16 protein-coding genes are annotated in these 20,429 nt (G+C 68.6%); 3 read left to right on the top strand and 13 right to left on the bottom strand.

The window, feature by feature from the left end; translation table 11 throughout:
- Positions 1 to 28 precede the first annotated feature (28 nt).
- The 3 genes from nhaA to INR38_RS20210 all read right to left on the bottom strand — a co-directional run bounded on the left by nhaA (position 29) and on the right by INR38_RS20210 (position 4,529).
- On the bottom strand, positions 29 to 1,300 hold the full coding sequence (gene nhaA / locus INR38_RS20220; RefSeq protein WP_207444390.1) for a Na+/H+ antiporter NhaA: 1,272 nt from the start codon (positions 1,298 to 1,300) through the stop codon (positions 29 to 31).
- 237 nt (positions 1,301 to 1,537) lie between these two features.
- Positions 1,538 to 2,071 (bottom strand): hypothetical protein, encoded by a 534-nt coding sequence (locus tag INR38_RS20215; RefSeq protein ID WP_013800334.1) that lies wholly within the window; start codon positions 2,069 to 2,071, stop codon positions 1,538 to 1,540.
- 193 nt (positions 2,072 to 2,264) lie between these two features.
- Positions 2,265 to 4,529 carry a thioredoxin family protein gene (locus tag INR38_RS20210; RefSeq protein WP_207444391.1) on the bottom strand — a complete coding sequence of 755 codons (2,265 nt, stop codon included), beginning with the start codon at positions 4,527 to 4,529 and terminating at the stop codon, positions 2,265 to 2,267.
- A 214-nt stretch (positions 4,530 to 4,743) separates the two neighbouring features.
- On the opposite strand from INR38_RS20210, the gene INR38_RS20205 reads away from it, so the two are divergent.
- Both INR38_RS20205 and INR38_RS20200 read left to right on the top strand, forming a co-directional pair.
- The gene (locus INR38_RS20205) at positions 4,744 to 5,721 is read left to right on the top strand and encodes a tripartite tricarboxylate transporter substrate binding protein (protein ID WP_013800336.1); all 978 of its coding nucleotides are present in this window, start codon (positions 4,744 to 4,746) and stop codon (positions 5,719 to 5,721) included.
- Positions 5,722 to 5,762: 41 nt separating this feature from the next.
- Positions 5,763 to 6,626 carry a creatininase family protein gene (locus INR38_RS20200; protein ID WP_071953731.1) on the top strand — a complete coding sequence of 288 codons (864 nt, stop codon included), beginning with the start codon at positions 5,763 to 5,765 and terminating at the stop codon, positions 6,624 to 6,626.
- 345 nt (positions 6,627 to 6,971) lie between these two features.
- Here INR38_RS20200 and INR38_RS20195 read toward each other — a convergent pair whose 3' ends face one another.
- The 5 genes from INR38_RS20195 to INR38_RS20175 form a co-directional block, all read right to left on the bottom strand.
- Complete coding sequence (locus INR38_RS20195; protein WP_013800338.1) at positions 6,972 to 7,946, bottom strand: tripartite tricarboxylate transporter substrate binding protein; 975 nt, start codon at positions 7,944 to 7,946, stop codon at positions 6,972 to 6,974.
- Positions 7,947 to 8,065: 119 nt separating this feature from the next.
- On the bottom strand, positions 8,066 to 8,749 hold the full coding sequence (locus tag INR38_RS20190; protein WP_034398008.1) for a histidine phosphatase family protein: 684 nt from the start codon (positions 8,747 to 8,749) through the stop codon (positions 8,066 to 8,068).
- A gap of 87 nt (positions 8,750 to 8,836) precedes the next feature.
- Positions 8,837 to 9,796, bottom strand: a complete 960-nt coding sequence (locus INR38_RS20185; RefSeq protein ID WP_207443534.1) for a PhzF family phenazine biosynthesis protein — start codon at positions 9,794 to 9,796, stop codon at positions 8,837 to 8,839.
- Positions 9,797 to 9,883: 87 nt separating this feature from the next.
- A complete protein-coding gene (locus INR38_RS20180; RefSeq protein WP_013800341.1) occupies positions 9,884 to 11,068 on the bottom strand; it encodes a PLP-dependent aminotransferase family protein in 1,185 nt (394 codons plus the stop codon).
- Positions 11,069 to 11,302: 234 nt separating this feature from the next.
- Positions 11,303 to 11,905 carry a LysE family transporter gene (locus INR38_RS20175; protein WP_207443535.1) on the bottom strand — a complete coding sequence of 201 codons (603 nt, stop codon included), beginning with the start codon at positions 11,903 to 11,905 and terminating at the stop codon, positions 11,303 to 11,305.
- A gap of 237 nt (positions 11,906 to 12,142) precedes the next feature.
- On the opposite strand from INR38_RS20175, the gene INR38_RS20170 reads away from it, so the two are divergent.
- On the top strand, positions 12,143 to 13,594 hold the full coding sequence (locus INR38_RS20170) for a PLP-dependent aminotransferase family protein (protein WP_099732413.1): 1,452 nt from the start codon (positions 12,143 to 12,145) through the stop codon (positions 13,592 to 13,594).
- Between the two features lie 213 nt (positions 13,595 to 13,807).
- Here the strand turns inward: INR38_RS20170 and INR38_RS20165 are convergent, their stop codons facing one another.
- The 5 genes from INR38_RS20165 to INR38_RS20145 are packed head-to-tail and all read right to left on the bottom strand — an operon-like array spanning position 13,808 to position 20,324.
- Positions 13,808 to 14,521, bottom strand: coding sequence for an RNA polymerase sigma factor FliA (locus INR38_RS20165; RefSeq protein WP_012202528.1), 714 nt, complete (start codon positions 14,519 to 14,521; stop codon positions 13,808 to 13,810).
- A 5-nt stretch (positions 14,522 to 14,526) separates the two neighbouring features.
- Entirely contained in the window at positions 14,527 to 15,408 is an 882-nt protein-coding gene (locus tag INR38_RS20160; RefSeq protein WP_207443536.1) for a hypothetical protein, read from the bottom strand.
- Positions 15,401 to 17,056, bottom strand: coding sequence for a flagellar biosynthesis protein FlhF (gene flhF / locus INR38_RS20155; protein ID WP_034398017.1), 1,656 nt, complete (start codon positions 17,054 to 17,056; stop codon positions 15,401 to 15,403). The genes INR38_RS20160 and flhF overlap by 8 nt, the downstream gene beginning before the upstream one ends.
- The gene (gene flhA, locus INR38_RS20150) at positions 17,053 to 19,152 is read right to left on the bottom strand and encodes a flagellar biosynthesis protein FlhA (protein ID WP_012202531.1); all 2,100 of its coding nucleotides are present in this window, start codon (positions 19,150 to 19,152) and stop codon (positions 17,053 to 17,055) included. The genes flhF and flhA overlap by 4 nt, the downstream gene beginning before the upstream one ends.
- On the bottom strand, positions 19,149 to 20,324 hold the full coding sequence (locus tag INR38_RS20145) for an EscU/YscU/HrcU family type III secretion system export apparatus switch protein (RefSeq protein WP_013800346.1): 1,176 nt from the start codon (positions 20,322 to 20,324) through the stop codon (positions 19,149 to 19,151). The genes flhA and INR38_RS20145 overlap by 4 nt, the downstream gene beginning before the upstream one ends.
- Between the last annotated feature and the right edge of the window lie 105 nt (positions 20,325 to 20,429).

Genomic DNA, 20,429 nt, shown 5'->3' with positions numbered 1-20,429 from the left:
GCGCCGCAGTGTACGCAGCGCATGCGGATCAGGCCGGCTGCACTGTCGCGGCCGCAGCATGGCGGCGGCGCAGCACCAGGCCCCAGGCCAGGCCCAGCACGGCGGCCGTGGCCGAGGCCATCAGCACGCCCAGCTTGGCGGCATTGAGCAGGGCCTCGCTGTCAAAGGCCAGCGTGGCGATGAAGATGGCCATGGTGAAGCCAATGCCTGCCAGCAGGCCTGCCAGCAGCGTGTCGCCCCAGCCCATGCCTGGCGGCAGCGCGCACATCCGCAGGCGCACGGCCAGCCAGCAGCTGAGCAGCACGCCCAGCGGCTTGCCCAGTACCAGGGCCAGGGCCACGCCCCACATCACGGCCGACGTGCCCGCCACATCGGTACCTGCGCCGCCTGCCCCCTGCAGCGGCACGCCGGCATTGGCCAGCGCAAACAGCGGCATCACGCCAAAGGCGACCCAGGGATGCAGGTCCGCCTGCACGCGCTCCACGGGCGCGGCGCTTTCGCGGCCGGCCAGTGCGTGCACGGGCGTCACCAGACCCAGCACCACGCCGGCCAGCGTGGGATGGGCGCCGGTCTGCCAGATGCCCCACCAGAGCACGGCGCCCGGCAGCACATAGGCCCAGGCGCGGCGCACGCCCAGCGACTGCAGCAGGAACACGCCGGCCAGGCCGGCGGCGGCCACCAGCAGCTGGCTCCACTGCAGCCCGCCCGAATAGAACAGCGCAATGATGAGCACGGCCACCAGGTCGTCGATGATGGCCAGCGCCAGCAGGAACACGCGCAGCGCGGGCGGCAGGCCCCGGCCCAGCAGGGCCAGCACGCCCATGGCAAAGGCGATGTCGGTGGCCGTGGGCACGGCCCAGCCGTTGCGCAGCGGCGGCGCGGCATTGAAGGCCAGGAAGATCAGGGCCGGCGCCACCACGCCGCCCAGCGCGGCCATCACGGGCAGCAGCGCCTGGCGCGGCTGGGCCAGTGCGCCGGAATGCATCTCACGGCGTATCTCCATGCCGACCACGAGAAAGAACACGCTCATCAGCGCATCGTTGACCCAGAAATGCAGGGATTGCGACAGCTGCCACGGGCCCAGGCCCACGCTCAGCGGCGTGTGCCACAGCGCCTCATAGGAACCGGCCCAGCCGGAGTTCGCCCAGACCAGGGCGGCGGCCGCTGCCAGCAGCAGCACGATGCCGCCCGCGGCCTCGGCATGGGACCAGCGGGACAGGAAGGCGCCGACGCGATCGGCGAAAGACAGGAAAAGGGGCGTGCGCGGGCCGGACGGCCGCGGGGTCGTGTAGGTGTTCATGTGCAAAGCAGCAAAGGGGCCTTGCGGCCCCAGTGCGCAGGCGGCCCGACCTGCGCTATCAACACCTGTCCTGCCGCCCCATGCGGTCTGGACACCCAGCGGCCATTATAAAAGAAGCCCCACTCCCTTTGCTGCGCAAGGTCCGCTGCCCCCCCCCCGAGGGGGCCGCTTTTTGCCTTGGGGCGGCCCGGCGGCAAAAAATCGGCGGCCGGGACCCTTGCCCAAGACCCTGCGGATTCAGGGCCTGGGCGGCTCATTGCGCGCAACGCATTCGGCCAGCAGCCCCAGCGAGGACAGCGCAATCATGAAGACCAGGAACACATAGGCCGCCGTTGCCACGCCCAGGCTCATGCTGAAGCCCCATTGCAGCACCGAGCAGGCCATGCCGGTCTGCGGGTACATCGCCGTGCACTGCGATGCGGCGGGCATGTGCACATACCAGGTGACGGCGATGAACATGGCGCCCGCCACCATGGCGGCATTGCCCCAGGGATGGGTCTGCGGGTGGTAGAGCGCATAGATCAGCGCCACAGGAACGGCCAGGCCCCAGGCGAACATCATCAGCCAGCTGAACACCGGCGAGACCGCCAGGATGGACTGCAGCCATCCCATCTTGGGCAATCCGTTGACGAAGCCCAGCAGGTCCCAGACAAAGGGCAGGACGATGCCCGCCACGGCCAGGCTGGCAAGCCCCAGCGCCAGCAGCAAACCCTTGCCGCGTGAACGATGGTGCACCCCCGAAGGGTGCGAATGGGTGATCAGTGCATGCATGGCCCACCTCCTGTGTCGTGCAGGGCGGGCAGTTGCCGCGCGGGCGGGTCTCCGGAGTCGGGCGGCAGCCGCGGCGCCTAGCGTTCGGATTGCGGTATTCCCCGGATGCATCCAGTCTAGGACGGCGTGCGCTGCAACAAATGTAGGCCTGGGACCTACCCAAAATCGGGGTTTGTCCCAGGAGGGCGTGCCGTCAAAGCGCGGCCAGCGCCCCCAGTACCTCGTTCTTCGATAGCAGCTCGCTGAGCACCACCGGGGGCTTGCCCGGCGCATGCAGCACATAGACGGGCACACCGCTGCGGCCCAGTTGCTGCAGCGCAGCGGTGATGGCCGGGTCGCGCCGCGTCCAGTCGGCGCGCAGCAGGGTCACGCCGTGCTTGTCGAAGGCGGCCAGCACCTCCTCATGGTTGAGCGTGGTGCGCTTGTTGACCTGGCAGGTCACGCACCAGGCGGCCGTGTAGTCCACGAACACGGGCTTGCCCGCCGCCTGCAGCTCGGCCACGCGGGCGGCCGACCAGGGCTGCCAGCGCTCGCCTGCAGCGGACGCCGTGCCCGTGCCCTCGGCCTGGGCAGGCGTGGTGATCAGGGGCGCGGTGGTGGCCAGCAGCGCGCCTGCCAGCACCACGGCCAGCGTGGCCAGCACGGCCCGCGTGCGGCCCTTGAGCGTCAGCGTCCAGACCAGGGCGCTGAAGGCCAGCAGCAGGGCCAGCAGCGCGGTGGCGGCGTCGATGCCGCTTTGGTGCCCCAGCACCCAGACCAGCCAGACCACGGTGGCGAACATGGGGAAGGCCATGGCGCGGCGGAAGGTATCCATCCAGGCGCCCGGGCGCGGCAGCCAGCGCACCACGGCGGGAACGAAGCTGGCCAGCAGATAGGGCAGGGCCATGCCCAGGCCCAAGGCGGCGAACACCGTCAGCGCCTGCAGGGCCGGCATGTCGATGGCAAAGCCCAGCGAGGCGCCCATGAACGGCGCCGTGCAGGGCGAGGCAATGGCCACGGCCAGCACGCCGGACAGAAAGGCATCGGCCACCGGATGGCGCGCATGGGCCGCAGCCCAGCGGCCGGGCAGCATGGAGCCGAACTCGAACAGGCCTGCCAGGTTCAGCCCCAGCAGCGTGAACAGGGCTGCCAGCAGGGCCACGATGGCCGGCGACTGCAGCTGAAAGCCCCAGCCCAGCTGCTCGCCCGCCGCGCGCAGGGCCAGCAGCAGGCCACCCAGCGCCAGGAAGGACAGCACCACGCCCGCCGTATAGGCCAGCCCGCCCAGGCGCTGGGCGCGGCGGTCCTGTCCATGGCGTGCAAAGCCCAGGATCTTGATGGCCAGCACCGGGAAGACGCAGGGCATGAGGTTGAGGATCAGTCCACCCACCAGACCACCGAGCAGGGCCATCCACAGGCTGGTGGCGCTGGCAGCAGGCGCAGCGGCCTGGTTGGCCGCCAGGGCAGCGGCCAGTGCGGGGGAAACGCTGGCCATGGCGGCAGCCGTCCAGCGGCCCTCGACCGGGGCCTCGGCGCGCCAGGCCACGGGCTGGCCCTGCTCCAGCGCTGCGGCGCGCTCGGCGGGTGGCAGGGCCAGAACCACGGGCAGCTTGGCCGGGGTCTCGCCGCGCATGTCGGACAGGGGCAGCTCGGCCACCCAGGCCGCACCATCCCAGCGCTGCTGCCAGTCCTTGCCCAGTTCTGCCGCGTGGTGGAAGGTGTCGGAAGATTCGGGATAGAAGTCCAGCGTGCGGCCCTGCAGGGATTCCGGCAGGCCCTCGATGCGCAGCTGCACGCGCTCGTCGGGCGTCCTGCCTTGTGCGGCAGGCTGGCTGGCCGGCACCACCTTGGCCTGGGCTGGCGCAGACAGTGCCTGGGGCTTGAGTGCCCAGGCCTGGGTGAAGGCCTGACCCTGGCCTGCCGTGCTGCCCTGCACGGGCAGCTGCAGCTGGAAATCGCCTTCCTCGGGAATGCACTCCACGCGGCAGACCAGCCAATTCGCATGCAGGCGCAGGTCCAGCATGCCGGACGCGGGCGGCTGGAAGTCGGCGGCCACCTGCACGGGCACGGGCAGCAGCACCTGGCCCTCATAGCCGTAGTTGAGCAGCGGGCCCACGCGCAGCGCCTCGGGCACGGGCCACTGGATCTCGCCAGCCGTCAGGCCTGCAGGCAGCTGCCAGTTCAGCTCGGTGGCCAGGCCGGAATCACCGGCGTTCTTCCAGTAGGTATGCCATTCGGGCTGGTGGGTGATCAGCAGGCCCAGCCACAGCGTCTTGCCGGGTTGAACGCCTTCGGGTGCCTGGGCCACGAGCTCGGCCCGCACGCGTGGCGTGTCCACGGCCGCCCCGCTGCCGGTCTTCAGGCGCAGCTGCGCGCCGGCAGGGGTGGCAAGCAGGCTGGCGGCGGCAAGGAAAAAGGCGAGGAGCCAGAAGACGAGGTGCTGGGGGGCAGTGTGGCGAAGAGGTGGTTGGTGCGGCATGGCGGACTGTGGGAGCCAGGGGCATGGTCTTTGGTTCCCCCGGCTGCAGGCTGCGATGGTAGCGGGCCGTCCAGAGAGATCGCCTGTGGCCGGCTGCAGGACGATTGGCAAAAGATATCGTTGCATAGGCGCTTGGTATTGGACAGGCGATATGTCCGTTGCCCATCATGGACCGGCCACCCATCCGGGATAGAGCAACACAAGGAGACAAGCCATGCAGGAGACATCTCGCCGCCACTTCCTGGCCGCTGGCGCGGCAGCGGCCGCAGCCTGGGGACTGCCGCAGCACGCAAGCGCGGCCGCCGCCTATCCCGACAAGTCCGTGCGCGTGATCGTGCCCTTTCCCGCCGGTGGCACCACCGACGTGGTGGCGCGGCTGGCCATGCAAAAGCTCGGGGAGCTGACCGGCCAGTCCTTCGTGGTGGACAACAAGGGCGGTGCCAATGGCGTCATCGGCACGGAACTGGCCGCGCGCGCCGCGCCCGATGGCTACACCCTGCTGATGAACACGGCCGGCGCGCAGACCCTGAGCCCCGTGCTCTACAAGACCAGCTACGAGGCGCTGTCCAGCTTCGAGCCCATCAGCCATCTGTGCGACGTGGGCTTCGTCCTCATCGCACGCAAGGACCTGCCCGTGAACAGCCTGCAGGAGCTGGTCGCCATGGCCAAACAGGGTAAGCCGTTGAGCGTGTCCTCGGGCAGCAGCATGATTTCGCTGATCACCGAGCAGTTCAAGAAGGTGATTGGCGCGCCGGGCATCGTCAACGCCCAGTACAAGGGCACGGCGCCGCAGATGCAGGCCGTGGTGGCCGGCGAGGTGGATTTCTCGTTCGACTCCTTCACCTCGGTGGAGATGATCCGCACGGGCAAGGTCAAGGCGCTGGCCGTGCTGCTGCCCCAGCGCGCCGAAGTCTTTCCCCAGGTGCCCACCATCAAGGAGGCCGGCGTGGACGGCATGGGCTTCAGTTCCTGGTCGGGCCTGCTGGCGCCCAAGGGCACGCCCCGCGACATCGTGGCCCAGCTCGCGCAGCAGATGGACAAGGTCATGCAGATGCCCGACGTGCTGGCCAAGCTGCGCAGCTACAGCTATGTGCCGCGCCGGGGAACGCCCGAGGAGTTCGCGCGGCTGATCGAGTCGGACAACGAGCGCTGGAAACGCATCGTCAAGGAATCCAACTTCAAGGCCGAGTGAGGAGGGCTCCGGCAGCCCATGGATGGCCCTAATATCGGGCCATGCAAGACTCCCCGCCCGAACAGATATCCCCCGGCGCCTGGCCTTCCCGCTGGTGGGCCGAGGCCTCTGCACGCGACTTTGCGCAGGCCCAGGCCAGCGGCCTGGCTGCCGAAACCATCGCCGTGCTGCCCGTGGCCGCCGTGGAGCAGCACGGTCCGCACCTGCCGATGTCCGTCGACGCCCGCCTGCTGCAGGGTGTGATCGATGCGGCCCTGCCGCTACTGCCGCCCGAGCTGCCCGCGCTGTTCCTTCCCCCGCAGAACATCGGCTTCAGCGTGGAGCACCAATCCTTTGCCGGCACGCTGACGCTGTCGCCCGCCACGGTGATCGCGCTGTGGACCGAGCTGGGCGCCTGCGTGGCGCGGGCCGGCGTGCGCCGGCTGCTGCTGCTCAACGGTCATGGCGGCCAGGTCAGCGTGATGGACATCGTGGCGCGCGAGCTGCGCATGCGCCATGGCCTGCTGGTCTACAGCAGCAGCTGGTTCGGACTGGTGGACGATGCGGCCAATGCGCAGTTCAGCGCGCATGAGCACCGCTTCGGCATCCATGGCGGCGAGGTGGAGACGTCGATGATGCTGCACCTGGCGCCGGAGACCGTGCGCATGGAGCATGCGCGGGACTTTCATTCCACTTCGGAGGATAGGGCGCAGCGGCATGCCTTGCTGGGCAATGGGCGAAGCGCCAAGATGGGCTGGGCCATCGAGGATTACAACGTTTGCGGGGCGGTGGGGAATGCTGCGGGGGCCACGGCCGAGCGGGGGGCTTTGATGGTGGAGGCTTCGGCTCGGGGGCTGGTGCGGTTGTTGTCCGAGATGGTTGCGCTGCCTGCGGATACTGTCGGAAGGGCGCCGGAGCCTCTTTAGTTTTTGGTCTTTTTTGGACCCTGCCGGGTGGTGGTTTTTCGAGGCCGGGTCTCGGCCCGGCGGCCGACCTACTTTCCTTTGTTTCGCCAAAGGAAAGTAGGCAAAGCAAAGGCGACCCGGATGTCCGCGACCCCTTCGCTTCGCTGCGGGGCAACCTGCGCCGTGGCGGCTGCGGGGTTCGCCGTGAAACTCACTTCGCGCTGCGCGCTACGTTCAAACATCACGGCGAGTCAGATCACGAAGCAAGCCTGTCCTTCGGCAGGCTTGCAACCCCGCAACCGCCACGACGCAGGCGCTGACATACGGGGAGTTTGCTCGGGCCTTTGCTTCGCTCGGCCTATTCCTTTATTGCTTGGGGATCTTGGCCTGGACGATCACGTCGCCCCAGCGCTTGATTTCCGACTGCAGCAATTGCGCGGTCTGCTCGGGCGTGCTGGACTGGGCCTGGACGTTCATTTCGCGCAGTTTCTGCGTGACTTCGGGAGAGTTCACGGCGGCGGCGATTTCCTTGTTCAGGCGGGCGATGATTTCCGGGGGCGTCTTGGCGGGGGCGGCCAGGGCGTTCCAGGAGGAGGCGACGAAGCCCTTGACGCCTGACTCCTGGGCCGTGGGCACGCCGGGCAGCAGGGCCGAGCGCTTGTCGCCGGTGATGGCCAGCAGGTTGACGGCCTTGGAGTTGATCTGGCCCATGATGGGCGTGAGGATTTCCACGGCCGCGTCGATCTGCTTGCCGCGCAGGGCCGTGACCACGGCAGGGGTGCCGTTGAAGGGCACGATCTGGGCGTCGATGCCGGCGGTGGTCTTGAACAGTTCGGCTGCCAGATGCTGGGTGCTGCCGATGGCGATGCTGCCGATGTTGAGCTTGCCGGGGTTGGCCTTGGCCCAGGCCACCAGCTCGCCCAGGTTCTTGAAGCGCGAGTCGCTGGCGGTGAGCACGCCGATGTCGAAGTAGCCCAGGGTGGAAATCGGCGTGAAGTCCTTGACCATGTCGAAGGGCAGCTGGTTGAACAGCCCCACGGTGACGGCACTGCCGTTGGACATGAGGAACAGCGTGTGCCCGTCGGGCGCGGACTTGGCCACGGTGTCGGCCGCGACGATGCCGCCTGCGCTGGGCTTGTTGTCGATGATGACGGGCTGGCCCAGCTGCGAGGCCAGTTTTTGCGCGACGACGCGCGAGGTGACGTCGGCCACGCCGCCTGCGCCAAAGGGCACGACGATGCGGATGGGCTTGTTCGACAGGGGCTGGGCCTGGCTGGTGATGGCGGCCAGCAGCAGGGCCGCGCAGGCCAGGGCGCTGCGCGTGAAACGGCGTTTGTTCATGGGTCTTTTGTCTCCTGGCCGGCGAGTTTGGCGCAAAAGCGCAGGCCGGCCCAGAGCGCCCGTGTTCTGGCTGCTATGCCTTGGCGCGATAGCTGTGTGACAGCCTTGCCGGTGCCGTATCAGGCGTGCGTGATCCAGCTGCGGTGCTCGTCCGTGTCCAGGTGGTTGAGCGTGTTGAAGGTCTGCAGCATCAGGCGCTTGGGGCTGGTGGTGAACTCGGTCACGGCGCTGTTGCGGATGCGCATGTTCAGCGCAATGGTGACCTCGGGCGAGGTGCCCAGTACATGGCCCACGGCGGTGGAGATGGGGCCGCCACTGCTGACCAGCAGCACGTTTTCGTCGGCATGCTCGTGGCGCACGCGCTCCAGCACCTGGCGCACGCCGCCCGAGAAATCATCCCAGCTGGGCATGCCTTTGGGGCTGATGGTGCCGGCCATCCACTGGGCCAGGGCATCGCACAGCAGGCGGAAGTGGTGGCGGTACAGCTCGGGTGTGTCGGGCTTGGGCAGGGGCGCCGGATGGATGGCCTGCAGCAGCGCGCCGCTGTCGTATTCATCGAGGCCTGCAAGCGCCTGGGTGCGGTGTTGCTCGGCAGGCAGGCTGCCCAGGCCGTCGGCGATGCCGGCCAGCGTCTGCGCATGGCGGCGCAGCGTGCCCGTGTAGACCGCGTCGAAGCGCAGGCCGCGTTCGCGCCAGTAGGCACCCAGCCTTTGCGACTGCGCCGTGCCGCGCTCGCTGAGCTGGTCGTAGTCTTCGGCACCAAACGAGGCCTGGCCATGGCGCACAAGATAGAGGGTTCCCATGGCGCGGATTGTGGCCAGCGCCGGCGCTGGCGTTTGTCCTGCGGGCGACTGGCTGCCGCCTTGGCGACAGGCCTGCCGTGCCGGGCCCTACAGCAGTACCTGGCCGCTCACGCACTCCACCACATGGCCGCCTATCCACAGCGCGCCCTGCGCGTCCTCGCTGACGTGGACGCGGCCGTCGCGCCCCACGCAGCAGCCCTGGCTGGCGATGTAGGGCGCATGCAGCAGGCCTTCGCCGCGCAGCCACAGGGCCAGACTGGCGTTGAGGCTGCCGGTGACGGGGTCTTCAGTGACGCCGACGGGGCTGGCGAAGCCGCGCACTTCCAGGCCGGGGGCGGCATCCGCCTCGGCTGCGGCTGGCCGCTGTCCCGTGGCAAAGGCGCGGGCCTCGCGGCTGCTGCGGCCGATCAGTGCCGGTGCATCTTGCGCGCTTTCGTACAACGCGCAGGCGCCCACCTTGGTGTTCAGCGCCTTGAGCCTTGCATGGTCGGGCTCCAGCGACAGCACCTGGTCGGGGTGTTCGAAGAGCACGCCCATCCAGCGCGGGCCGTTGTCCAGCCAGGCCGCACGCAGGATCTGGCCGCGTTCTGCGCCCAGCGCGGCCGCCACGTCATCCAGCAGGCCGGGCTCCACGTCGCTGATGTCGGTGGACGGTGCCTGAAAGGCCAGGCGCCCGTCCTGGCGCTCGATGCCGATCAGCCCCTTGGCGCATTCCTGCACGATGCGCTGGGCCTGCTGCGGCACGCCGCCCTGCGCCAGCCAGGCATGGCAGCTGCCCAGCGTGGGATGGCCGGCAAAGGGCAGCTCGCCGCCCGGCGTGAAGATGCGCACGCGGTAGTCGGCGCCTGCGGCGCGACCCGCCTCGGTGGGAGGCAGCACGAAGGTGGTCTCGGACAGATTGGTCCAGGCCGCGAAGGACTGCATCTGCGCATCGGTCAATCCGGTGGCGTCGAGCACGACGGCCAGCGGATTGCCCAGGTAGGGCCGTGCCGTGAACACATCCACGGTCATGAAGGGGCGCTGGCGGGGAGCGGCGGTGGAGGTCATGGCAAGGGGCAGGGGTGCGATGGGCAATGCAGGATGAAGAAAGCCGGCGCAAAGCCGGCTTTCAGGGAACAGCCGGGGCTGTGCTTATCAGGCCGACAGCTGCGAGCGGATGGCGTCGGCCAGGGCGGCGATGCCCTTGTCGATCTGCTCGGCCGACACCGTCACGTAGGACAGGCGCAGCGTGTTGGCCTGGGGCTCGTCCGCATAGAACGGCGCGCCGGGCACGAAGGCCGTGCCGCGTTCGACGGCGGCGGGCAGCAGCTTTTGCGCATCCATGCCCTTGGGCAGGCGAACCCACAGGAACATGCCGCCCACGGGACGGGTCCACTGCACGTCCAGGCCGGCCATTTCGCGTTCCAGCGCGGCCAGCATGGCGTCGCGCTGGCGCTTGTACATGGCGCGGATGGTGGGCACATGGCGGTCCAGGAAGCCGTCCTTGATGACCTCGGAGACCACGCGCTGGTTGAATCCCGGCGTGTGCAGGTCGGCCGCCTGCTTGGCCTGCAGCAGCTTGTTGTAGACGGACTTGGGCGCCACCAGGAAGCCGATGCGCAGGCCCGGGGCCAGCACCTTGGAAAACGAGCCCAGGTAGATCACGCCTTCGGGGTTGCGCGCGGCCAGCGGCAGGGCAGGGGCCTGCTCGAACCACAGGTCGCCGTAGGGGTTGTCCTCGATCAGCGGGATGTTGAGTTCGCGCGCCTTGTCCACCAGGGCCTGGCGGCGTGCCTCGGCCATGGTGCGGCCGGTGGGGTTCTGGAAGTTGGGCAGCACGTAGGCCAGGCGTGCCTTGTCGGCGCCGGTGCCGGCCTTGGCGGCGAAGTCCTCGACGAGGATGCCGTCGTCATCGCTGTCCACGCCCACGGGAATCGGTTCCTGCGGTGCAAAGGCCTGCAGCGCGCCCAGGTAGGTAGGCTTTTCGACCAGCATGCGGCTGCCACGGTCCAGGAAGACCTTGCCGATCAGGTCCAGCGCCTGCTGCGAGCCGGTGGTGATCAGCACCTGGTCGGGGTCCACTTCCCAGGGCAGGAAGTCGGCCACGGCCTGGCGCAGGGGCGCGAAGCCCTCGCTGGTGGCGTACTGCAGGGCCGAGGCGCCATCGCGCTGCATCACGGTCTGGCAGGCCTGGGTGAACTCGTCCAGCGGGAAGGCCAGCGGCGAGGGCAGGCCGCCCGCCATGCTGATGATGCCGGGACGGTCGGTGAGCTTGAGGATTTCGCGGATGGCGGAGGGGTTCATCTTGGCAGCACGGTCTGCCAGCGTCCAGGTCGTCATAAAAAAAGCAGTTCCAGGTCTTTGCGGTGCCCGCCATGCGGGCGGGCTGGTATGGATTGCCATGCCGTCGTGGGGCACGGGCCGGCCGCATGTGAAGAGCGGAGTGCGGATAGTGCGCTCGCTCTTGCGCCGGCAATGAGGGTATTTTGTCGCGGGCGTGAAGGGTCTGCGCATCCTCCCTTCAATAGCTGGGCAGGCCAGTACGGCCTTTGCCTGGGCGTGGGTGGAGGACCCTCATGCGGCCACCATCCACATCGCCGTCAGCGCCAGCATGGCCGCCATGGCACGGTTGAACCACAGCAGCCTGCGTCCCTGGGCCAGCCAGTGGCGCAGCAGTGCGCCCACGCAGGCATACAGCAGATTGCTGAAAAAGGCATAGGCGGCCATGACGGGCAGCACCACGGTCAGGCGCTCGGTCAGGTCGTCGCGCCCGGCCAGCCAGCCGGCCACGATGGCCAGGGCCAGCAGCCAGGCCTTGATGTTCACGAATTGCAGTCCCACGCCCTGCCAGAAGCCGACCTGCAGCTGCTGCGGCGATTGCAGCGAGGCCATCTGCGCGCTGCGGCTCAGGCGCCAGGCCATCCACAGCAGGTAGCCGATGCCGGCGGCCTTGACCAGCCACAGCAGCAGCGGCGCCGCGACAATGGCCGCGCCCACGCCGGCCGTGCTCAGCACCAGCAGCACGCACCAGCCCACGGGCACGGCCAGGACGAAGCGCAGCGCCGGGCGCAGGCCGTGGTTGGCGGCCAGGGCCGTGGACAGCGTGGTGTTGGGACCGGGGCTGAAGCTCATGGAAGCGGCGAGCAGCAGCAAGGCGGTGAGTTCGGACGGTGGCATGAGGCGGTGGCCCCGAAGGTCTCCATACAGGCGGCAGGGGCTGTTGGGGAGGAGGGCACGGCAGGCCTTCTCCGCAGCACGAATGCATGAAATATAGGTGCAAGACCTGTACAGTGCCAATACAGTTGGACCCTCAATTGCATGTTCTGTATTGGTGCCTATCCCGATACAGTGACTTTCTGGTGACCCATTCACAGCCGTTTGCAGCCGTTCGCACCCGTTCACACCCGTTTCCGTATGACCGTTCCCCTCTCGCGGCTGGCGCCGCAGACCCTGAGCACCCAGCTGGCCGAACGCCTGGGCGAGCGCATCCGCATGCGGCTGCTGCCTGCGGGCGCACGCCTGCCTTCGGTGCGCGAATGCGCGCGCCAGCAGGGCGTGAGCACGCACACGGTGGTGGCCGCCTATGACCTGCTGCAGGCCCAGGGCCTGGTCGAGGCGCGGCCGCAAAGCGGCTTCTTCGTGCGCGACTTCGTGCAGGATGCGCCGCTGCTGCAGCCCGAACAGGCCCGTGCGGTCCCCGCCGAGGAGGCCACTGGCGTGCCCAAGGGCACGCGCATCAATGCCTCCATGCTGGTGCGCGGCATGTTCCACCAGAGCGTGGGCGGCAGGCCGCAGCCCGGGGCGGGCGTGCTGCCGGCCGAGTGGCTGGAGGCAGGCTTCCTGGCGGCAGCCATGCGCAAGGCCTGCTCGGGCAAGTCCCTGCACGACTCCTGCGTGGGCTACGGCGACCCGCTGGGCGACATCGGCCTGCGCGAGGCGCTGTCGCGGCGCCTGGCGCGCCTGGGCATTGCGGCGGCGCCGCAGCACATCATCACCACCATGGGCGCAACGCATGGGCTGGACGTGGTCAGCCGCGCCCTGCTGCAGCCGGGCGACCCGGTGATGGTGGAGGAGCCCGGCTGGGCCGTGGAATTCGCGCGCCTGGCATCGCTGGGCATGCGCGTGCTGCCCGTGCCGCGCGGCCCCGACGGGCCGGACCTGGCCGTGATGCAGCGCTACTGCGAAAGCTGCGCACCCAAGCTCTACGTCAGCGTGAGCGTGCTGCACAACCCCACCGGCTACAGCCTGTCACCGGCCAGCGCCCACGAGGTGCTGCAGCTGGCGCGGCGATTCGGCTTCTACGTGGTGGAGGACGATACCTATGGCGAGATCGCGCCCGACCACGCAGCGCGCATGACCGTGCTGGACCGTCTCAGCCACAGCATCTATGTGAGCGGCTTCGCCAAACTGCTGGCACCCAACTGGCGCGTGGGCTACCTGGCGCCCCCGCCCGCCCTGGTGGAGCGCCTGGTGGACACCAAGCTGCTGTCCACGCTCACCACCCCCTCGCTGATGGAACGCGCCCTGGCCCACTGCATGGACCAGGGCCAGCTGCGCCGCCATGCCGAGCGCCTGCGCCAGCACCTGGCCCAGGCCCGCATGCGCAGCGTGGCACTGGCCCAGCAGGCCGGCGCCCGCTTTGCGGCCGAGCCGGCCGGCATGTTCGGCTGGGTGGACACCGGCGTGGACACCGAAACCCTGGCCCAGCGCCTGCTGGACGCCGGCTACTTCATCGCCCCCGGCGCCATGTTCCACGCCGGCCGCCAGCCCAGCACCTGCATGCGCATCAACTTCGCCACCACGCAGGAACCCGCCTTCTGGCGCATCTTCGAACGCGAAGTCCAGGCCATGCGCGGCAGCGCATAGAAAAGGGAATGGGGCAGGAAAGGGAGACGGCGGAGAAGATCGGCATCGCCCCGCAAATCCAGATCAGACCAGGCGCACGGCGCCAAAAACCGGCGAGGCCCAAAGCGAGGGACACCGAGCAAGGGCCGCCCCGCCGCGAGGGTGTCGTCCCCCTCCCCCGCGAAGCGGGTAGAGAGGGGGAAGGCGCGTCAGCGCCTCAGGGGGTGCTACCAGTCAATGCGCCCGCATCTTCGTACGCAAGCGCGCAATCGCCTGGCTGTGCAGCTGGCACACGCGCGATTCGGTCACGCCGAGCACGGCGGCGATTTCCTTGAGGTTCATGTCGTGCTCGTAGTACATGCCCATGATGTACTGCTCGCGCTCGGGCAGGGCCTTGATGGCTTCGACCAGGGCCACGCGCAGGCGGTGGTCGCGCAGCAGCGCAAAGGGATCGGCGCCGCTGTCGGCCACGTGGCGCTCGAGGAAGTCCTCGCCTTCGTCGCCGCCCGACATGTCCTCCAGATACACCAGCTGCGTGCCGCGCACCTTGCCCAGCAGCGACTGGTAGTCGTCCAGGTCCATGCCCAGTTCGTCGGCGATCTCGGATTCCAGCGGCGTGCGCCCCAGGCGCTGCTCCAGGCGGTGCAGCGCGTGCTCGATGTCCTTTTGGCTCTTGCGCGAACTGCGGCTCATCCAGTCGCCTTCGCGCAGCTCATCGAGCATGGCGCCACGGATGCGCTGGCTGGCGAAGGTCTCGAATTGCACGCCCTGCTCGCTCTCGAAGCGGGACAGGGCTTCGGCCAGGCCGATCATTCCGACCTGTATCAGATCATCAAGCTCCACATTGGGAGGCAGCTTGGCGATCATGTGCAGCGCGATCCGGCGTACCAGAGGTACATGCCGACGGATCAGTGCATCGCGGTCGAGTTGGCCTTTGGCGGTGTACATGGCAGTCAGTGGCTCCAGGCATGGGATGCGGGCAGCGGCGCGAAGCCGGCGGCCAGATCCTGGCCGCCATGTGGCAACACGCTGCCCGCATGGTTGAGCAGTTGCAGCGCCAGGCGCTGCAAGTCCGGTGCATGGTGCAGGCGCACGGGCAGCAGTCCCGGCGCATGGCCCAGGTGGCGTTGCGCGCAGCGCATCAGCGCGTCGATCTGCGATTGCAGCTGTTGCGCATCCTCGGCCTGGCTGCGGGCGCCGGTCTGTCCACGGCGCCAATCGTAGCTGGTCACGCCCAGGTCATCGGCGCTGGGCAGCAGCGGCGCCAGCAGGCAGCGCAGGCCGGCATGCACTGCCAGCTGCTTGAGCTGGCGGTAGCAGCCCAGCACGCGGGTGCCTTGTTCGGGCAGCACCATCAGCGGGTGCACGGCCTGGCCGGCCAGGTTGCTGGCCAGCGTGTCGGCATTGGCATACAGCATGACGATGGCGTAGCCGCGCACGTGGCGCTGCAGCCATTGCATGGGCGTCATGCCGGCCTGGCGCGCCTGTTGGGGCAGCAGATCCAGGCCCTGGCGGGCGGGCAGCACGGCCACCGAGCTGTGACGGGGATCGGGGTGCAGGCCGGTACGGGCCTGCCAGGCGCTTTGCTGCAGCAGCTGCGCCAGGCCCGGTGCATCCGGGGACTCGCCCTGGCTGTCGTCCAGCACCAGAACGGGCAGGCCCAGGCGCTGCAGGCTGGCACAGACCGGCCACAGCAGGGATTGTTCGGCCAGGCCCTGCGGGTCGTTGGCCGTGTCGCGCAGCATGGCCAGCACACGCAGGCCCATGGGCGCGGCGGCGCCGGGCTGGCCGTGCAGGCCCAGGCCCTGGTGCAACTGGGGGAAGGTTTCAAGCATGGTGGATCTCGCCTTCCGTGCTGGGGCTGGACGGGGTGAAGAAGAAGTCCAGGTCCAGCGCCTTGGGATCGAAGGCCGAGCGGGTGGCGGCGCGCATGGAGGCGGACACCAGTTGCTGCGCATCGGCGCGTTCCCAGTCTTCGGGCACGCGCTGGCCGTTGGTCACGCCGCGCAGCTGCATCTGGTGGCGGATCAGTGTGTCCACCGACGGGCCCAGCTTCACGGCCTCGTCCACCTTGGTGAGGATGGCCTGGCTGGAGCCGCGCGCCTTGAAGGCCTGCATCACATCGTCCAGCGCATCGCCCTGGCCGGCCGCGTTCACGGCCAGCAGTTTCTGGATGCCGGGCAGGTCCAGCAGGTCGAGGATCTCGTCCTTGCGCGGATCGCGCGGGGCCACGCCCGTGGTGTCGATCAGCACCAGCTGCTTGTTGGCCAGCAGGCCCAGCAGGTCCTGCAGTGCGGCGCGGTCATGGGCCAGATGGGCCACCACGCCCAGCATGCGGCCGTAGGAGCGCAACTGGTCGTGGGCACCGACGCGGTAGGTGTCCAGCGTGATCAGGCCGACGCTGGCGGCGCCGTACTTGGCGGCGCACAGGGCAGCCAGCTTGGCCGTGGTCGTGGTCTTGCCCACGCCGGTGGAGCCCACCAGGGCGAAGACGCCGCCTTGCTCGTACAGCGGGGCCTGGTCGGCGTCGGTGCGCAGATTGCGTTCCAGCACCTGCATCAGCCAGCGCACGGCGTCGCCGGCGGACAGGTCCTGGGGCATGTGCTCGACCAGGGCGCGGGCCAGCACGGGGGAGTAGCCCGCACGGATCAGCTTGTGCGTGAGGTTGGCGTGGATGGGGTTCTGGCGCGTCTGGCCCAGCCAGGTCAGGGTGTTGAAGCGCTCTTCGATCAGGTCGCGCACGGACTGCAGCTCATCGCGCAGTGCCTGGGAGGCCATGGTCGGTGCGGGCTCGCTGCGCAGGGTCTCGCGCAGCGGCGCTTCGGCGCTGGCGCGCAGCGGGTTGTGGCGGGCCACGGAAGGCGCAGGCTGTGCCTTGAACGGCTGCTGTGCAGCCGTGGGCGCGGCGGCCGGTGCTTCGCGCAGGGCGTCGCCCAGGCTGCGGCGCTGGGCAAAGCTGGGCAGCGGCTCGTCAACGCCGGCCTCGTGGCGGCGGCGCAGCATGCGTTCGCGCACATAGTCCTGGAAGGACAGGGTGCTCATGGCCAGTTGTTCGGTGTCTTCCTGCACGCTTTGGCGCAGGCCGGCCGGCTCGGCACCGTCTGCCGACAGCGAGGCTGCCTGCGAGATGGCCTGCGCAATCGCCGACGACGTTGCCTGGGAAGCACGCGATGGAGCCGCTTGCGCGGCCTGCAGTGCCGGCTGCGCCGTGCGCGGTTGGGTCTGCGCCTGGATCAGCTTGGCCTGCACCTGCGGGCGCAGGCCCGTGGTTTCCTCTGCAGAGCGGCGCTCGATGGCCTGCTGCAGCGGCGTGCTGCTGGCAGCGGCCTTGCTGTGCTCCAGCGTGTCCTCGGCCGTGGCCATGACCTCGACGCCATCGGGCGTGTTGCGGTTGGACAGGATCAGGGTGCCCGCTCCGAAAGCCATGCGCGCCTTGGCCAGGGCCTCGCGGGAGGTGGGGGCGTAGAAGCGTTTGATGTTCATGCGGATGCACCTTTAAGAATCGAGCCGATGCGGATGGTGTGCGTTTCGGGGATCTCGCTGTGGGCGAGAACCTGCAGACGCGGCGCCACGCGACGCACCAGGCGGGCAATGGAATTGCGGATGGAATCGGGAACCAGCAGGCAGGCAGGCAGGCCCAGCTCTTCTTGCTGGTTGGCCATGTCGGCCGCCTTCTGGGTGAGGATCTCGGCCACGCCGGGATCCAGTGAGGGGGAGCCGGGGTTGGACAGGGCCTGCACCAGCAGGCGTTCGAGTCCGGGCTCGATGGCGATGACGTTCAGCTCGCGGGTCGGGCCGTAGATCTGCTGGACGATGGACGGCGACAGCGCAATGCGCACGCGGCGGGCCAGCTCGACAGGGTCCTGCGTGGTCGAGGAGTGCTCGGCCAGCGTCTCGATGATGGTGCGGATGTCACGCACGTGCACCGAGTCTTCCAGCAGCAGCTGGAGCACTTTCTGGAACGTCGTGATGGACACCATTTTCGGAATGACTTCTTCGATCAGCTTGGGAGCCAGTTTGGCCACATGCTCCACCAACTGCTGCGTCTCGGTACGGCTGATCAGCTTGGCGGCATGCACTTGCATCAAGTGTGACAAATGGGTGGCCATCACGGTTTCCGAATCAACCACGGTAAAGCCTGCCATTTGTGCCGCTTCCTTCTGGCGTTCGTCGATCCAGTGGGCGGGCAGGCCGAAGGCCGGGTCGGTGGTCTGGGTGCCGATCAGCGGGGTGCTGATGCCGCCCGGATTGATGGCCAGGAACATGCCGGGGAAGGCCTCGCCCTCGCCCACCATCACGCCGCGCAGGGTGATGCGATAGGCGCTGGGCTTGAGCTCCAGGTTGTCGCGCACATGCACGGCCGGGGGCAGAAAGCCCACTTCCTGGGCGAACTTGCGGCGCACGCCCTTGATGCGGGTCAGCAGGTCGCCCTGGCGGCCCTTGTCCACCAGGGTGATCAGGCGGTAGCCCAGCTCCAGGCCGAGCAGGTCCACGGGCTGCAGGTCGTCCCAGGTGGCTTCGCCGTCGCTGGGCGCGGCCACGGGTGCGGGCGCCTGGGTCTGCTGGGAGGCGCGTTCCTGCTGGCGGCGCGAGAGCATCCAGGCCAGCCAGCCCAGCAGCGCGCCCGTGCACAGGAACACGACGTGGGGCATGCCCGGAATGACGCCCAGCAGGCCCAGCACGCCGGCCGTGATGCCCAGCACCTTGGGCGACATGAACAGCTGCTGCGCGATCTGCTGGCCCATGTCGGTTTCCTTGCCCACGCGCGAGATCACCATGGCCGCGGCCACCGAGATCAGCAGACCGGGGATCTGCGCGACCAGCGCATCGCCCACGGCCAGCAGGATGTAGCTGTCGGCGGCCTGGCCGGCCGACAGGCCGTGCTGGATCATGCCGATGGCGAAGCCGCCGATGATGTTGATCACCAGGATCAGAATGCCGGCGACCGCGTCGCCGCGCACGAACTTGCTGGCACCGTCCATGGAGCCGAAGAAATTAGCCTCTTCCTGCACTTCGGCGCGGCGGCGCTTGGCTTCCTTTTCGTCGATGAGACCGGCGTTCAGGTCGGCGTCCACGGCCATCTGCTTGCCGGGCATGGCGTCCAGGGTGAAGCGGGCCGAGACTTCGGCGATACGCTCGGCACCCTTGGTGATCACCACGAAGTTGATCACCACCAGGATGGCGAACACGATCAGGCCGACGGCGAAGTTGCCGCCGATCAGGAAGTGGCCGAAGGCCTCGATCACCGCGCCGGCCGCGCCGGGGCCGGTGTGGCCCTCCAGCAGCACCACGCGGGTGGAGGCCACGTTCAGCGACAGGCGCATCAGCGTGGTCAGCAGCAGCACCGACGGGAAGGCCGCGAAGTCCAGCGGCCGGATCATGTAGGCCGCCACCATCATCACCATCAGCGCCACGGCGATGTTCAGCGTGAAGAAGGTGTCCAGCAGCCACGGCGGAATGGGCAGCACCATCAGCGCCAGGATGGCCACCACCAGCAGCGGCGCCATCAGGCCCTGAGCGAACTTGGCGTTCTCGCTCGACCACATCGATTGCAGGGATTGGAGCGGATTCGTCGTCATGGAGCAGTACCTTCAGTGGTCGCGGCGGCGCCTGGCGCGCGGCGGCCCTGGTGCGGATCGAGTTCGGCGGGCACGACGGGTTCGCCGAGATCGCCAGGCATGGGGCCTTCGCCGCGCAGCGCGGCCTTCAGGCGGTAGACATAGGCCAGGACCTGGGCCACGGCCGTGTACAGCGCGGCGGGAATGGCCTGGTCCAGGTCGGCGTGCGCGTACAGGGCGCGCGCCAGCATGGGGGATTCGAGCACCGGGATCTTGTGGGCGCCCGCGACTTCGCGGATCTTCAGCGCCACCAGGTCCGTGCCCTTGGAGATGACCTGCGGGGCGGCCATGGTCTTTTCGTCGTAGCGCAGGGCCACGGCGTAGTGCGTGGGGTTGGTCACCACGAAGTCGGCGCGCGGCACGGCGTTGACGCTGGCGCGGTCGGCGATCTCGCGCTGCTTCTGGCGGATCTTGCTCTTGATCTGCGGGTTGCCGTCGGATTCCTTGTGCTCCTGCTTGACTTCCTCGTGGCTCATCTTCAGGCGCGACTTGAACAGGTAGGCCTGCAGCGGCACGTCGATCACGGCCATCAGGAACACCACCAGCAGCAGCAGGGCCACGCCGCTGGCCAGCCATTGCCCCGTCATGGACAGCGCCATGGCCGAGGGCTGGGAGGAGATGGCGGCGATCTCGGCGAGATGGCCGCTCAGGAACTTCCAGGCCACGAAGGAGAGGATGGCCGTCATCACCACCATCTTCACCACGGTCACCATCTGCTGCTTGGAAAACAGGTTGGTCAGGCCCGACAGCGGATTGAGGCGGTTGAACTGCGGTTGGATGGGCTTGAGGCTCAGGATCCAGCCGCCGGCCAGCATGCCCGACACCAGGGCCGCACCCGTGGTCACGGCGGCAACGACCAGGGAAATCTTCAGGCCCAGGCTGCCCATGGACAGCATGCGCTCCATCATCAGGGCCGGCGTCTTGGCTGTGTGCGCGTCGAAGGCCAGCTGCTGGGCCAGTGCCATGCGCAGGTGCTGGATCAGGGGCTCGGCGCCCATCAGCATCATCAGCGCGCCCGTGCCCAGGATGGCCAGGTGCGACAGGTCCCGAGAGCGCGCACCCTGGCCGTCAGAACGCGTTTTCTGCAGTTTGCGTTCGGTGGCGGGAAGGCTTTTGTCTTGGCTGGAGTCCATGGCGCAATGACGGAAGGATTTGCGTCATTGTCGGAACAAGCCAGGCAGGCGAAGCCCCGATAAGCGGGGCTCAAGCGGCGCTTATGTGCTGTCTGCACAAGGGGA

It is taken from the genome of Delftia sp. SD018, assembly GCF_017355445.1.
Classification (GTDB): domain Bacteria; phylum Pseudomonadota; class Gammaproteobacteria; order Burkholderiales; family Burkholderiaceae_C; genus Comamonas; species Comamonas acidovorans.
This window is presented reverse-complemented; position numbering and strand designations above follow the sequence as displayed.

What these genes read in the sequence shown, in the direction of transcription:
- INR38_RS20200 (WP_071953731.1), top strand. Translation starts at nt 5,763, where the DNA reads ATGCAAGACTCCCCGCCCGAACAGATATCCCCCGGCGCCTGGCCTTCC.
- INR38_RS20170 (WP_099732413.1), top strand. Translation starts at nt 12,143, where the DNA reads ATGACCGTTCCCCTCTCGCGGCTGGCGCCGCAGACCCTGAGCACCCAG.
- INR38_RS20190 (WP_034398008.1), bottom strand. Translation starts at nt 8,749, where the DNA reads ATGGGAACCCTCTATCTTGTGCGCCATGGCCAGGCCTCGTTTGGTGCC.
- INR38_RS20205 (WP_013800336.1), top strand. Translation starts at nt 4,744, where the DNA reads ATGCAGGAGACATCTCGCCGCCACTTCCTGGCCGCTGGCGCGGCAGCG.
- flhA (WP_012202531.1), bottom strand. Translation starts at nt 19,152, where the DNA reads ATGACGACGAATCCGCTCCAATCCCTGCAATCGATGTGGTCGAGCGAG.
- INR38_RS20180 (WP_013800341.1), bottom strand. Translation starts at nt 11,068, where the DNA reads ATGACGACCTGGACGCTGGCAGACCGTGCTGCCAAGATGAACCCCTCC.
- INR38_RS20165 (WP_012202528.1), bottom strand. Translation starts at nt 14,521, where the DNA reads ATGTACACCGCCAAAGGCCAACTCGACCGCGATGCACTGATCCGTCGG.
- INR38_RS20195 (WP_013800338.1), bottom strand. Translation starts at nt 7,946, where the DNA reads ATGAACAAACGCCGTTTCACGCGCAGCGCCCTGGCCTGCGCGGCCCTG.
- flhF (WP_034398017.1), bottom strand. Translation starts at nt 17,056, where the DNA reads ATGAACATCAAACGCTTCTACGCCCCCACCTCCCGCGAGGCCCTGGCC.
- INR38_RS20215 (WP_013800334.1), bottom strand. Translation starts at nt 2,071, where the DNA reads ATGCATGCACTGATCACCCATTCGCACCCTTCGGGGGTGCACCATCGT.
- INR38_RS20145 (WP_013800346.1), bottom strand. Translation starts at nt 20,324, where the DNA reads ATGGACTCCAGCCAAGACAAAAGCCTTCCCGCCACCGAACGCAAACTG.
- INR38_RS20185 (WP_207443534.1), bottom strand. Translation starts at nt 9,796, where the DNA reads ATGACCTCCACCGCCGCTCCCCGCCAGCGCCCCTTCATGACCGTGGAT.
- nhaA (WP_207444390.1), bottom strand. Translation starts at nt 1,300, where the DNA reads ATGAACACCTACACGACCCCGCGGCCGTCCGGCCCGCGCACGCCCCTT.
- INR38_RS20175 (WP_207443535.1), bottom strand. Translation starts at nt 11,905, where the DNA reads ATGCCACCGTCCGAACTCACCGCCTTGCTGCTGCTCGCCGCTTCCATG.
- INR38_RS20160 (WP_207443536.1), bottom strand. Translation starts at nt 15,408, where the DNA reads ATGCTTGAAACCTTCCCCCAGTTGCACCAGGGCCTGGGCCTGCACGGC.
- INR38_RS20210 (WP_207444391.1), bottom strand. Translation starts at nt 4,529, where the DNA reads ATGCCGCACCAACCACCTCTTCGCCACACTGCCCCCCAGCACCTCGTC.